The 14,247-nt window shown below is 45.7% G+C and carries 14 protein-coding genes and 1 tRNA gene; 7 read left to right on the forward strand and 8 right to left on the reverse strand.

Annotation, left to right across the window (positions count from 1 at the left end):
• The first annotated feature begins 153 nt into the window (after positions 1-153).
• Entirely contained in the window at positions 154-1,413 is a 1,260-nt protein-coding gene (locus B9J87_RS07270) for a uracil-xanthine permease family protein (RefSeq protein WP_010320498.1), read from the forward strand.
• A gap of 45 nt (positions 1,414-1,458) precedes the next feature.
• On the opposite strand, the gene ybaK is transcribed toward B9J87_RS07270, so the two are convergent.
• The 8 genes from ybaK to hemA form a co-directional block, all read right to left on the reverse strand.
• Complete coding sequence (ybaK, locus tag B9J87_RS07275; protein WP_026027304.1) at positions 1,459-1,935, reverse strand: Cys-tRNA(Pro) deacylase; 477 nt, start codon at positions 1,933-1,935, stop codon at positions 1,459-1,461.
• A gap of 106 nt (positions 1,936-2,041) precedes the next feature.
• Positions 2,042-3,703, reverse strand: coding sequence for a bifunctional UDP-sugar hydrolase/5'-nucleotidase UshA (gene ushA, locus B9J87_RS07280; RefSeq protein WP_094149987.1), 1,662 nt, complete (start codon positions 3,701-3,703; stop codon positions 2,042-2,044).
• Positions 3,704-4,063: 360 nt separating this feature from the next.
• Positions 4,064-4,915 carry a 3-deoxy-8-phosphooctulonate synthase gene (gene kdsA, locus B9J87_RS07285; RefSeq protein WP_026028071.1) on the reverse strand — a complete coding sequence of 284 codons (852 nt, stop codon included), beginning with the start codon at positions 4,913-4,915 and terminating at the stop codon, positions 4,064-4,066.
• A 22-nt stretch (positions 4,916-4,937) separates the two neighbouring features.
• Complete coding sequence (locus B9J87_RS07290) at positions 4,938-5,747, reverse strand: SirB1 family protein (protein WP_094149989.1); 810 nt, start codon at positions 5,745-5,747, stop codon at positions 4,938-4,940.
• An 18-nt stretch (positions 5,748-5,765) separates the two neighbouring features.
• Positions 5,766-6,149 carry a SirB2 family protein gene (locus B9J87_RS07295; RefSeq protein ID WP_094149991.1) on the reverse strand — a complete coding sequence of 128 codons (384 nt, stop codon included), beginning with the start codon at positions 6,147-6,149 and terminating at the stop codon, positions 5,766-5,768.
• A complete protein-coding gene (prmC, locus tag B9J87_RS07300; RefSeq protein WP_017045760.1) occupies positions 6,134-7,015 on the reverse strand; it encodes a peptide chain release factor N(5)-glutamine methyltransferase in 882 nt (293 codons plus the stop codon). The genes B9J87_RS07295 and prmC overlap by 16 nt, the downstream gene beginning before the upstream one ends.
• Positions 7,016-7,019: 4 nt before the next feature.
• Entirely contained in the window at positions 7,020-8,108 is a 1,089-nt protein-coding gene (prfA, locus tag B9J87_RS07305; RefSeq protein ID WP_013856266.1) for a peptide chain release factor 1, read from the reverse strand.
• 30 nt (positions 8,109-8,138) lie between these two features.
• Entirely contained in the window at positions 8,139-9,398 is a 1,260-nt protein-coding gene (gene hemA / locus B9J87_RS07310; protein ID WP_013856265.1) for a glutamyl-tRNA reductase, read from the reverse strand.
• Between the two features lie 161 nt (positions 9,399-9,559).
• On the opposite strand from hemA, the gene lolB reads away from it, so the two are divergent.
• The 6 genes from lolB to B9J87_RS07340 all read left to right on the forward strand — a co-directional run bounded on the left by lolB (position 9,560) and on the right by B9J87_RS07340 (position 14,236).
• A complete protein-coding gene (lolB, locus tag B9J87_RS07315; protein WP_017045762.1) occupies positions 9,560-10,192 on the forward strand; it encodes a lipoprotein insertase outer membrane protein LolB in 633 nt (210 codons plus the stop codon).
• Complete coding sequence (gene ispE / locus B9J87_RS07320) at positions 10,189-11,061, forward strand: 4-(cytidine 5'-diphospho)-2-C-methyl-D-erythritol kinase (protein ID WP_017047866.1); 873 nt, start codon at positions 10,189-10,191, stop codon at positions 11,059-11,061. Before lolB ends, ispE begins: the two co-directional genes overlap by 4 nt.
• 29 nt (positions 11,062-11,090) lie before the next feature.
• Entirely contained in the window at positions 11,091-12,035 is a 945-nt protein-coding gene (locus B9J87_RS07325) for a ribose-phosphate pyrophosphokinase (protein ID WP_010320509.1), read from the forward strand.
• Between the two features lie 149 nt (positions 12,036-12,184).
• Entirely contained in the window at positions 12,185-12,775 is a 591-nt protein-coding gene (gene pth / locus B9J87_RS07330; protein ID WP_013856262.1) for an aminoacyl-tRNA hydrolase, read from the forward strand.
• Positions 12,776-12,785: 10 nt separating this feature from the next.
• Positions 12,786-13,877: a redox-regulated ATPase YchF gene (ychF, locus tag B9J87_RS07335; RefSeq protein ID WP_013857965.1), complete on the forward strand. Its 1,092-nt coding sequence runs from the start codon at positions 12,786-12,788 to the stop codon at positions 13,875-13,877.
• A gap of 282 nt (positions 13,878-14,159) precedes the next feature.
• A tRNA-Met gene (locus B9J87_RS07340) sits at positions 14,160-14,236 on the forward strand.
• The last annotated feature ends 11 nt before the right edge of the window (positions 14,237-14,247 follow it).

Here is a 14,247-nt window from a genome sequence, read left to right on the forward strand (position 1 = left end):
AAGCAACTATCCGGTCCGCGGCAAGGAATCCACGGCAGAGTTCGGTGATAATTTCATCAACATTTGTGACTTTATTTGATCTAGTTTCAATGGCAATCGTTTGCAAAAGTGATAGAATCCCGCGAATTTTTATTTTGCTTCAGGGAAATCATGATGAAAAATGCCATCCAAGGCGCACAGATGCTCTTCGTCGCATTTGGTGCGCTGGTTCTTGTCCCGCTGTTAACTGGGCTTGATCCTAACGTTGCACTATTTGGCGCCGGTGTCGGTACCCTTTTGTTCCAACTTATTACTCGCCGCTCTGTCCCCATCTTTCTTGCTTCTTCTTTTGCCTTTATTGCACCGATTATGTTTGGCATCCAAACTTGGGGCGTTGCCTCGACGATGGGCGGTTTAGTGGCCGCTGGTTTTGTCTACATACTACTGGGAGCGATCATCAAAGTCCGTGGCGTAGAAATCATCCACAAAATTTTACCTCCTGTAGTCGTTGGCCCGGTGATCATGGTGATTGGCTTAGGCCTTGCGCCTGTTGCTGTAAACATGGCGCTAGGTAAAACTGGAGATGGTTCGGTACAACTGATTAGCTCAGATGTAGCGATGTGGATCTCTTGCGTTTCACTGTTAACCACCATCACGATTAGCGTTTTTGCCAAAGGTTTTCTCAAACTGTTGCCGATCTGCGGCGGTATTTTTGCAGGCTATCTTTTGGGCCTCTATTTTGGTGTAGTGGATTTTACTCCTGTTACGCAAGCGGCTTGGCTGTCAATGCCGAACTTCACTTTCCCTGAGTTCAACATCAACGCGATCTTGTTCATGATCCCAGTTGCAATTGCTCCGGCAGTCGAACACGTGGGCGATATGCTCGCGATCTCAAACGTCACTGGAAAAGATTACATCAAGAAACCTGGGCTACATCGCACCATTGCGGGTGACGGTGTTGCCACCATCGCAGCCTCGATGCTGGGTGCGCCACCAAACACTACGTACAGCGAAGTGACGGGTGCCGTAATGCTGACGAAAGCCTTTAATCCAGTAATCATGACTTGGGCTGCGATCACCGCGATTGTATTAGCATTGGTTGGTAAGCTGGGCGCGCTACTACAAACCATTCCAATTCCCGTAATGGGCGGCATTATGATTTTGCTGTTCGGTTCAATTGCAACGGTTGGCCTAAACACACTGATTAAAAATCATGTCGATCTTCACAAGTCTCGTAACTTAGTGATTGTGGCAGTGACATTAGTGTTTGGTATCGGCGGCATGGCCTTTGGTATCGGAGAGTTTAGCCTACAAGGTGTTAGCTTATGCGGTATCGTAGCCATTATTCTAAACTTGATCCTTCCTAATGACTTAGGTGAAAACCATGTGGTGGATAACGCCCAGATGGAAGAAGAGATCAAACTGAAGAACTAATTTTGCCAGTCAATCCGGCCTCAATTGAGGTCGGATTTTCATTCTCTATTCTTGGCACAATTCAACAAACTCACCTCGCGTTAATAACGCAAGATCGCTCGGTGCCAATTCAATCTCTAAACCGCGCTTACCTGCACTGACACAGATGGTCGATTGATCTTCTGCGCTGAGATGAATGAAGGTCGGTAGTGCTTTTTTCTGCCCAAGCGGGCTAATACCACCTACCACATAACCTGTGGTTTTTTGCGCTATGTCTGGATTAGCCATTTCCGCTTTTTTCGACTTAGCCGCTTTGGCCGCACGCTTTAAGTTTAATTTTTGATCAACAGGAATAATCGCGACAGCGAGATTTTTCGGCTCGCCATTTAAGCAAAACAGCAGTGTTTTAAACACTTTTTTCGGATCTTGTCCCAAAACCTCAGCCGCTTCTAAACCATAACTGCTGTGATTAGGATCATGTTGATATTGATGGAGAGTGTGAGGAATTTTTTTCTTTTTCGCCAAATCAATCGCAGGTGTCATCGTGCTTATCTCAAAGTAACCGTTAGTGCCAATAAAAAAGCGATGCCTAAGCACCGCCTTTAGTTAAAATGATTGCTCACAATGAGTCAAACTCTTTATCGCGCTATCACTTATAGACAATTTCGCCCGCTGGCGCATATTGGTTCACATCAATTGGACTGTGTGCTTCGAGGTAATCTTTCAATACTTCCGCGTCCACAAACCCCGTATTCACATAACCTGGATGATCGGAGATTTTTGGATAACCATCACCACCTGCTGCATTGTAGCTAGGCACGGTGAAGCGATACGTTTCGTCCAAACGGAGCTGCTTATCACCAATAACGACGTTCGATACCTTACCATTGGCCACTGTCATCGAAATCCCCGCGAATTGTACATAAGCGCCAGAATCAACAGGTTTGGTCGCCACTTCATTGAGGTAATCCAACACTTCAGCCCCGGTCATATCGGTATAAGTGAGAATATTGGCAAAAGGTTGTACTTTGAGCACATCTTTATAAGTGATTTTTCCTGCATCAATCGAATCACGCACGCCGCCAGAATTCATCACCGCAAAGTCGGCTTTTGCGCGTTCCATATGAGAAAGTGCAATCAAACGACCTAAATTGGTTTGTTGGAAACGCACAACGTTGCGATCCCCTTCTAACTTACCATTACTTTGTGCAATGACTACATTCAGTTTCGCTTGACCTTGCTCTTGATATGGACGCAAGAAGCTAAGCATTTCTGAATCTTCAGCGATTTGATCTTGAATCAGTACGCGCTTACTCTCGCCATTCACGTTCACCTTTTTCTTCAGGTTTACAGGGATCAGATTGTAGCTCACCATGTTCAGTTGACCATTACGGAATTCGTAATCCGCACGGCCAACATACTTACCCCATTCATGCGCTTGCACTATATAAGTACCGTTTTGCATATCAGGCTTACATTCATCTCCCGGATGGAAGTTTTTCTTCACCACGTTAGGGCCTTCCATGCAGACAGGCTCTTGAGAGTGGCCGCCGACGATCATATCGAGAGAACCTTCATCCAAGTATCGTGCAAGCGCAACATCACCTGGTGCATTCACACCACGTTGACCATTTTCATAATGGCCCATGTGGGTAACGGCAAAAATAAGGTCCGGCTTTTCCGTTTTCCCAATTTCTGCGATCAGTTTTTTCGCTTCTTCTTTTGGATCTCTAAACTCAATACCACCAATATATTCAGGGTTGCCGATTTTAGCGGTATCTTCAGTCGTTAAACCGATAACCGCTATTTTCACGCCTTGTTTATCAAACATTTGGTAGGCTTGGAATAGACGTTTTCCGGTCGCTTTATCGTAAATGTTGGCCGACAGCATTGGGAAATTCGCCCACTCTTTTTGCTTAAACAGCACCTCGAGCGGGTTATCGAATTCATGGTTACCTAACGCCATCGCATCATAACCAATCTTGCTCATGCCTTTAAAATCAGGCTCTGCATCTTGCAGATCAGATTCAGGAACTCCGGTATTAATATCGCCACCAGAAAGAAGCAGTACGCTGCCGCCTTCAGCTTCAATATCAGAGCGAAGATCGTCGATCAGCGTTTTACGTGCCGCCATACCATACTCGCCATATTTGTTTTGCCAGAAACGACCGTGGTGGTCATTAGTGTGCAACACGGTGAGTTTATAAGTCGTATCTTCTTTCCACTCATGAGTGGGTTGAGTTGCGCAACCCACAAGGGCTGTAAGAATGGCCGCGCTGAGCGCTGTTTTTAGAATAAGACGTTGTTTCATTATCATACCTTTGAACTTGAAAAATCCACTGCTTGTGAGGGGGAGGTCATGGTCAACGTTGCAAACACAAAATCAAGCCATACCAATAAACTTGACCCAGTTTAAATTAACATCTCAAAGGTGACAGATTGATTTCATATTTATGTAGAATTGATCACTATAAAATCAATTCAAAAATGTAACGGTTGCCACAGGTTACACGTGAAATTTTAATGGATCACAGGCAATCGTTTTCTTTCCTAAACACGAAAAAATAAGGAAAAGTGAGCACTTAGACAAGATAAACAGGTTTGGGAAACATTCGATAAAATTTGACCACCTTGCGGTGGCCAAATTATGAGTGGTAGATCCAACAAAAAATCAGCGGATATCGATATGAGCAAAGCTCTTGATCAAATCATCTAACGCTTTCATTTGTGCAAGGAAAGGTTCAAGTTTATCCAAAGGCAGTGCCGATGGACCATCGCAACGCGCTTTATCTGGGTTTGGATGCGCTTCAATAAAAAGGCCCGCAATCCCGGCAGCAAGACCTGATTTTGCTAACTCAACTGTCTGTTCACGACGCCCACCAGAAGCTGCGCCAGAAGGGTCGCGCATTTGCAGTGAATGGGTCACATCAAAAATAATTGGGCTGCCGTTTGATACTTTTTTCATCACACCAAAACCCAACATATCAACGACCAGATTATCATAGCCATGGCAAGCACCACGTTCACACAAAATCACTTTGTCGTTGCCGCACTCTGCAAATTTTTCCACGATATTGCCCACTTGGCCAGGGCTCATAAATTGTGGTTTTTTCACGTTGATCACTGCACCTGTTTTCGCCATCGCTTCGACAAGGTCAGTTTGACGAGCAAGAAACGCTGGCAGTTGAATCACATCAACCACCTCAGACACAGGCTGAGCTTGAGCTTCTGTGTGCACGTCAGTAATAATTTTGACGCCAAAGGTCTCTTTTAACTCTTGGAAAATTTTCATTCCCTCTTCCAAGCCGGGGCCACGATAAGAGTGAACAGAGCTGCGGTTAGCTTTATCAAAAGAAGCTTTAAACACATAAGGGATGCCGAGTTTATCGGTCACTTTCACGTAATGCTCACAGATTTGCATCGCTAAATCACGGGATTCAAGGACGTTCATTCCAGCAAACAGAGTAAACGGTTTGTCGTTAGCAACGGGAATATCACCCACGTGGACGATTTTTTGTTCCATTTTATTCTCTCTCATTTAGCGGTTAATGCAGCGTAATAGCTTCAAAGCTTAATGCATTAACTTGATTTTTTAATAACTCAGCCGCCGGATCATTCGGACAATGATCAATAAAGTATTGATAATCGGATAAGGCAATTTGGTGACAATCCAGTTGCTGATAGATAAAGCCGCGATCGCGGATCTCATACGGATCATCAGGAACAAAAGTCAGCGCTAAATCAGTACAACGCAGCGCTAAGGTATAACGCTCTTCTCTTAATAGTGCGCTCTTTAGTAGTGCCAGCCAACGACCGATCACCGTCGGATTATCTGTCACTTCCAAATGACTCGATTTCAGCTTAAACAAGACCCCTTTATGCCCAACTAACCACGCTTGTAGTATATGTAATGAGACGGTTTCACCAGTAAAAGGGTTAATATAAATCGGTGATTCATCGCACCAATGCAACTGCAATAAAAACTGTGTGGGAAAGGTAATACCTTGTAAAGGAAAGCCTAGCTTGCGCGCAAAATAGAGCAACAGCGCACCTAAACTGACGGGAATACCTTTGCGGTGCTGCAATACTTTATCGATGAAGGCATTACGTGAATCAAAATAAGCCTCTCTGTCACCGCGAAAACCCCATTGTTGGTAAAACAGATGCAACAACGCTTCAAAACGCTGTTTTTCATCCTGTTCATCAGCTAACTCGTGTTTTGCTTGTGTAAGCAAACGGGCCAACTCTTGGCGTGCCCATTCATCCTCAGTTTCAGGATTGACGGCCTTGTTTAAGATCAGCGCCCCTTCCACCAATTCCATTGCATCAAAATCTTCATCGAACCATTCAAACATAATGCCGCTCGGATGCTGTTAGCCTAAAAATATAGCCGTTTTTACGATGGCGATTTTTCCCGCCATAGCAAGCCAACCTAATGCGCCCAAAAAAGCAAAGGTACGCAACAGCTTATTCCGACCCAGTTTGAGCGCAAAGAAGCCCAGCGCAATGTACGCCATCACACAGGTCAGCTTCTCAGTTAACCAAGGTGCGGCTGGGGTAAATGGGATAAAACCAGACATCACAATCAACGCAATACCCGATAACAACAACAGCGAATCGTTAATATGAGGAAAACGTTTCAAAAAAGGGTGTTGCAGCCATTTGGAATCCATCATCATCAAGGCATAACGTACCGACAACAATAGTGCACTGACCGCAATGGTCAGTAGATGAAAATGTTTTAATCCTTCGTACATGATGCTCTCTCTTCTGAGTGCGAATATTGACCCAGTGTCACTCGGTCATTACCCGCATAATCCTTTTCTGTCACTACATGGTGATAGCCGAGTGACTCAAATAACGCTCTGACTGCCGCCCCTTGATCATAACCATGTTCAAACAGCAGCCAGCCTTGTTGCTGCAAATAGTGTCGCGCATTCTCTGCAATGTGTTTAATGTCAGCCAAGCCTTTGTCTTTGGCCACCAGCGCACTTAAAGGCTCAAAACGTACATCCCCCTGCGTGAGATGGGGATCATTTTCTTCAATATACGGTGGATTGGAGACAATTAAAGCAAACTTTGTACCGAGCTTTAAAGGTTCAAACCAACTACCTTGTAAAAATGTGACATTGGTAATAGTTAAACGCTGCGCGTTTTCCAACGCTAAGGCTTGCGCTTCAGGGCGTAAATCGATACCGACCACATGACGTTCAGGTAACTCAGACGCTAACGCTAATGCTATCGCGCCAGTTCCTGTGCCTAAGTCCAAAATATCCCCTTGCGTCTGCTGGCTTTTTTCTAACGCAATTTCAACCAAACGTTCAGTATCCGGCCGAGGAATTAATGTCGAAGGCGAAACTTTCAGTGGCAGCGACCAAAACTCACGTTCCCCAACCAAATAGGCCACAGGCTCCCCCGTCACTCGACGCGTAATCAACGAGCAAAATTGCCGCGACTGCGTTTCGCTTAAGGTCTTTTCAGGCCAAGTCAGCAGATAAGAACGTGGTTTATCCAGTACATGGCAAAGCAGCACCGCTGCATCCACAGAAGGCGAATCACTGCCGCCTTCTTGGAGTTGAGCAATCGCGGCTTTCAACGCATCATCAATACGAGATAACGTCATGGGATCAGTGTTGATCGGCAAGAGCGGCAAGTTGGTCTGCTTGATATTCTTGAATGATTGGATCAATCAAGCTTTGCAGATCCCCTTCCATCACTTCATTAAGACGATAGATGGTTAAGTTAATACGATGATCGGAAACGCGACCTTGCGGATAGTTGTAAGTACGAATACGGTCGCTACGATCACCAGAACCCAGTAGGTTACGACGAGTATCGGACACTTCGGCTGCGCGCTTCGCTTCTTCCGCTTGTGCAATACGAGCGGCCAATACGGCCATCGCTTTGGCTTTGTTTTTGTGCTGTGAACGCTCGTCCTGACACTCAACTACCGTGCCTGTTGGTAAGTGGGTAATACGGATCGCAGAGTCGGTGGTGTTTACGTGCTGACCACCCGCGCCCGATGAGCGGAAAGTGTCAATTTTCAGATCGCTAGCTTTAATTTCTGGAATTTCGGCTTCAGGAATTTCGGGCATGATCGCGACGGTACAAGCGGAAGTATGCACACGACCTTGAGATTCCGTGGCCGGAACACGCTGTACGCGGTGACCGCCTGATTCAAACTTAAGCACACCGTAAGCGCCATCACCACTCACTTTAGCAATCACTTCTTTATAGCCGCCATGCTCAGCATAACTAGCGGACATAATTTCGATACGCCAGCTCATCTTCTCAGCATAACGGCTATACATACGGAACAGATCGCCAGCAAAAATACCCGCCTCATCACCGCCCGCCCCTGCACGAATTTCTAAAAAGCAGTTGCGATCATCGTTCGGATCTTTTGGTAGCAACAGAATTTGCAATTCATCAGTGAGACGTTCAATCGTCGCTTTGGCTATTTTGATTTCCTCTTGAGCCATCTCACGCATCTCGGCGTCTTCTTCTTTGGTCATCTCTTCTGCGGCAACCAAATCCTCTTGCGCTTGTTGGTAAGCTTGGAAGCATTTAGTGACTTCCTCAAGCTGAGAGTACTCTTTTGACAAAGTACGGAATTTGTTTTGATCACTAATTACGGTAGGCTCGCCAAGCAGGCGCTGAACCTCTTCGTAACGCTCAACAAGGGATTCAAGCTTAACTAAAATCGACGCTTTCATAGTTTCTTCTTTAATTCGGAGTGACGGATATTATCGAGGGTCGTCAAGACCCAAACTTTGTCTAATCACGGCCAATTTAGCCGGTTCACCTAACTCGGCAGCGCTTTGCAATGCTCGGGTTGGTGTGTGGATCAATCGATTGGTGAGTTTGTTACTTAACTCAAGTAACACTTTTTCAGGATCGCCCCCTGCAGCCAGTGCCTGCAAGCTTTTACTGAGCAATTCTTGACGAATTTCGTTGGCCGATTGACGGTATTCTCGGATGCTGTCTACCGCTTGCAAGGAGCGCATCCAGCTCATAAAGGCTGCGCTCTCTTCACTGACAATCGCTTCAGCTTGAATGGCTTCAACTTTACGCTGTTCCATATTGCTGTCTACAATCGACTGAAGATCATCAACCGTATACAGATAGGCATCGTTTAAATCCCCGACCTGCGATTCAATATCACGAGGCACGGCAATATCAATCAGTAACATGGGTTGATGGCGACGCACTTTAATCGCACTTTCTACCATCCCTTTGCCAATAATCGGCAGTGGGCTGGCGGTTGAACTGATGACGATATCCGCGTGGGCGAGGTAGTCAGGTATCTCATTGAGTGCAATCACTTCAGCGTCAAACTGCTGTGCAAGCCCCATCGCTCGCTCGCGGGTTCGGTTGGCAACTATCATGCGTTTACATCGATGGCTGGCTAAATGCTTCGCAACCAGTTCGATGGTTTCACCCGCCCCAACCAACATTACCGTTGAATCAGAGAGTGATTCAAAGATCTGCTTTGCCAACGTACAAGCAGCATAAGCCACAGATACCGCACTGCCGCCTATTTCAGTTTCGGTGCGCACACGTTTAGCTACCGAGAATGCTTTTTGAAACAGTTTTTCAATCGCTGAATCAGCCGCGTTATGCTCGCGAGCATCCGCATAGGCTTGCTTCACCTGCCCTAAAATCTGCGGCTCACCCAATACCAGTGAATCCAGACCACAAGCCACTCGCATCAAATGACGAATAGCGGCTTGTTCTTCGTGTACATACAAACTCGGTTTAAGATCTTCTGGATTCACATGATGGAACTGAGACAACCAATCGATTAACTTACTTTTGCTCGATGATTTTACATCACAATAAATTTCCGTGCGATTACAGGTAGAGACAATAACGCTACCTTGAACGCTGGAACTGGACGCAAGTTGTCGCAAGGCTTCTGATAATTTATCAGGACCAAACGCCACTTTCTCTCGCAGTTCTACCGACGCTGTATTGTGATTTATTCCAATAGCAAGCAAGGACATCTATAGAGGTTTCTCGGTTCAGGAAATGTAAATAGGAGCAGAATTTTACTTGATGCCCTGTTTTAATGAAAGGGCAACAGGGATTTGTTTTCCCGACTTCGTGATATCAATGATATAGTGAGGCGTTTTTACGGCCTTCACTGTGTAAATAATGGGCAGATATGACACGCGCAAATAGACTGATTTTAACTCTCCTCACTCTGCTAACACTCTTTGGTTGCACAAACTTACCCTCAACAAGGGTCGAGAGCGTCGGCTGGCAGCAACACCAACAGCAATTGCAAACGATCCGCGAGTACCAAGCCAGCGGAAAACTCGGCTATATATCACCACAACAGCGCCAATCCCTCAATTTTCATTGGCAAAAAAATGCCGACCATAGCCAGCTTCGTCTCTCAACATTTTTAGGGCAGACCGTCTTAAATCTCTCCATCTCGCCTCAGGGCGCCCAGGTCAAAACGTATGATGATCAAATTATCGATGCGCAGAATGCGGATGCTTTAGTTTACGAGTTAACTGGGTTATCGATCCCCATTGAGCAGCTACAAGATTGGCTGCTTGGGCTGCCAACCGAGGCGGATGGTTTTCAATTGAATCAAAATAATTTGTTGGCATCGTTAGATAAACAGCTAGGGCTTAGCCGCTGGCACTTGGAATATTTGAACTACCAAGCTTATCCCTTCGTCTCAACATCCGCTTCTTCCACTTCAGTGCCACTTCCGGCCAAACTGAAGCTGACTCAAGATCAAGTTTCATTAAACCTCGTCATTTCAAAGTGGACCTTAACGCCATGATTTGCACCCCAACCCACTGGCCATCACCCGCTAAGCTCAACCTTTTTCTGTACATTACCGGGCAAAGAGCCGACGGATATCATGAATTACAGACACTGTTTCAATTTCTCGATTTTGGTGATGAGTTAACCATTACCGCCAATCAGTCTGGCGAAATAACTCTCACACCAGCCATTGCTGGCGTTGCGCTACAAGACAACTTGATTTGGAAAGCGGCCATCGCCTTACAAAAGGCAAGTGGATGCCGCTATGGCGCGAACATTGAATTAAATAAAGTTTTGCCAATGGGCGGTGGCATCGGTGGCGGCTCTTCCAATGCTGCAACCGTGCTTGTTGCACTGAACTACTTATGGCAAACCAATCTAACACAGCAAGAACTCGCTACGCTCGGTTTAACACTCGGGGCGGATGTTCCCGTTTTTGTCCATGGCTTTGCCGCATTTGCTGAAGGCGTAGGTGAAAAACTGACCCAAACCGAACCAAAGCAAAAATGGTATTTGGTGGTTCGGCCTAATGTGAGCATTGCAACGAAAGATATTTTCACTCATCCCCAATTGATAAGGAACACGCCAAAACGAGCGCTAGCAACGCTTCTCGAACACCCTTACGAAAACGATTGCGAAAAAATTGTCCGAATGCTGTACCCAGAGGTTGATAAGCAACTTTCATGGCTGCTACAATACGCGCCGTCAAGATTGACTGGGACGGGATCTTGCGTTTTTGCCGAATTTTCTAGCAAAGTAGAAGCGGAAGCTGTCCTTGCCAAGCTCCCTGACACAGTCTTCGCGTTTGTCGCCTTAGGGTGTAACATTTCGCCACTGAAAAAGACTCTGGCTGAATACCAATTCGCCAACACCCGACCTATTTAAAAACTGGACGCAACCCTGAGGTTTCCACCGTGCCTGATATGAAGCTATTTGCTGGTAACGCCACACCTGAACTAGCCCAACGTATTGCTGAACGTCTATACATCTCTCTTGGTGATGCTACTGTTTCTCGTTTCTCCGACGGTGAAGTTGCAGTGCAAATCAACGAAAATGTTCGTGGTAGCGATGTATTTATTATTCAATCTACTTGTGCTCCTACTAATGACAACTTAATGGAATTAGTAGTGATGATTGATGCAATGCGCCGTGCTTCAGCAGGCCGTATTACTGCTGTCATCCCATATTTTGGTTATGCCCGTCAAGACCGCCGAGTGCGCTCTGCTCGTGTACCGATCACTGCAAAAGTTGTTGCAGATTTCCTTTCAAACGTTGGTGTTGACCGCGTTTTGACCATCGACCTTCACGCAGAACAAATCCAAGGCTTCTTTGACGTCCCAGTAGATAACATCTTTGGTACGCCGGTGTTGCTTGAAGATATGAAAGCGCGTGGGTTAGAAGATCCTGTTGTGGTTTCACCTGACCTTGGTGGCGTGGTTCGTGCTCGTGCGACTGCAAAAGCATTAGGTGATATCGACATCGCAATCGTTGATAAACGTCGTCCACGCGCCAACGTGTCTGAAGTTATGAACCTGATTGGCGATGTTGATGGGCGCGATTGTGTGATCGTGGATGACATGATCGACACTGGCGGCACTTTGTGTAAAGCCGCTGAAGCGCTGAAAGAACGTGGTGCAAAACGTGTATTTGCTTACGCAACGCACGCGGTATTCTCAGGTAACGCAGCGAAAAATATCAAAAACTCAGTTCTAGACCAAGTTATCGTCACAGACTCGATCACCCTATCTAAAGAGATGGCGGCAACCGGCAAAGTGACACAATTAACCTTGTCTAGCATGCTTGCTGAAGCGATTCGTCGCATTAGCAACGAAGAGTCTATTTCTGCCATGTTTAATTAAAACTCAGTTTATTTACTGATTTTTAAATACTTTTAAAGCACTTCATTGAAAAATGAGGTGCTTTTTCCTTTGTTATTTTAGCGCCTCGCACCCTTTCCCTTTTGTGTGCTATCATACCGCGCTTTTGATATTGCAAAGAGATCCTAACCTTGAGCCAACCAATCAAACTTCTTGTCGGGCTAGCGAATCCTGGTCCTGAATACGCCAAAACGAGGCACAATGCCGGCGCTTGGGTAGTAGAAGAATTAGCCCGAGTTCATAACGTCACCTTGAAAAACGAAGCCAAATTCTTCGGTTTCACCGGACGTATCGTGGTTAATGGTGAAGATCTGCGTTTATTGATCCCAACAACTTTTATGAATTTATCCGGTAAAGCCGTGGCGGCCATCGCCAAGTTTTACCAGATAAAACCAGAAGAGATCATGGTGGCACATGATGAACTAGACTTACCTCCCGGGGTTGCTAAGTTCAAAATGGGCGGTGGTCATGGCGGGCATAATGGCCTTAAAGACACCATCAGCAAACTCGGCAATAACAAAGAATTCTACCGCCTGCGGATTGGTATCGGCCATCCGGGGCACAAAGATAAAGTAGCAGGCTATGTTTTAGGTAAAGCACCCGCCAAAGAGCAAGAGTGCCTAGATGCCGCGGTTGACGAATCGGTTCGTTGCTTCGACATTTTACTAAAAGATGGTCTAACTAAAGCACAAAATCGCTTACATACGTTCAAAGCTGAATAAGGTTACAGTCATGGGTTTTAAATGTGGCATCGTGGGTTTACCAAATGTGGGTAAATCAACATTATTTAATGCACTAACTAAAGCGGGCATCGAAGCAGCAAACTTCCCGTTTTGCACTATCGAACCAAACACGGGTGTGGTTCCTGTTCCAGACCTTCGTCTTGATGCGTTAGCAGAAATTGTAAACCCTCAACGTATCCTTCCGACGACAATGGAATTTGTCGATATCGCAGGCCTAGTGGCTGGCGCGTCAAAAGGTGAAGGTTTAGGCAACAAATTCCTTGCAAATATCCGTGAAACAGATGCGATTGGTCACGTTGTTCGCTGCTTCGAGAACGAAAATATCGTTCACGTAGCAGGCAAAGTATCGCCAATTGAAGATATTGAAGTAATCAATCTAGAGCTTGCCCTTGCCGACCTTGATAGCTGTGAACGCGCCATTCAACGTCAAGCAAAACGTGCCAAAGGTGGCGATAAAGACGCTAAATTTGAAATCACCGTATTAGAGAAGCTACTCCCTGTATTAACGGAAGGTGGTATGGCTCGCACGGTTGAACTCTCAAAAGAAGAGCTAGCTGCCGTAGATTATCTCAACTTCTTAACGTTGAAACCAACCATGTATATCGCCAACGTGAGCGAAGATGGCTTTGAAAATAACCCGTACCTTGATGCTGTCAGAGAGTTTGCAGAAAAAGAGAACAATTCTGTGGTTGCTGTTTGCGCAGCCATTGAAGCTGAACTATCTGAACTTGAAGAAGAAGATCGCGCCGAGTTTTTAGCCGATTTAGGCATTGAAGAACCCGGTCTAAACCGCGTGATTCGTACCGGTTACGAACTGCTAACGCTACAAACCTACTTCACCGCAGGCGTAAAAGAAGTGCGTGCCTGGACGATTCCGGTCGGTGCGACGGCTCCGCAAGCGGCGGGTAAAATCCATACCGACTTTGAACGTGGTTTCATTCGCGCTGAAGTTGTGGGTTATGATGATTTCATTCAATATCGCGGCGAAAATGGAGCCAAAGAAGCGGGCAAATGGCGCTTGGAAGGTAAAGAATACATCGTAAAAGATGGCGATGTTATCCACTTCCGCTTCAACGTGTAAATAACTCGTTAATCCGCCATTAATACACCATTAAAGCCGACAGATTCTGTTGGCTTTTTTGTTTTTTTCTCAAAATCAACCTTAGCGACAAGCAAGGAAAAATCAATAAGCTTAATGATTTATTAACCGTTTTTGATCACAAACACGTCTCTTTGTTCAAAAAAAGTTCGAACGGTTGGTTTCAAAGAATTTATTCAAAAAAACTATTGACGCTCTAGAGCCATATCCGCATAATGCGCTCCGTTCTCGACATTAAGGCAAACTTAAAGAGAGAATAAAAATGGCTACGTAGCTCAGTTGGTTAGAGCACATCACTCATAATGATGGGGTCACAGGTTCGAATCCCGTCGTAGCCACCATTTCCTAAGTG

It is taken from the genome of Vibrio sp. V19_P1S1T109, assembly GCF_002241375.1.
Classification (GTDB): Bacteria; Pseudomonadota; Gammaproteobacteria; order Enterobacterales; family Vibrionaceae; genus Vibrio; species Vibrio anguillarum.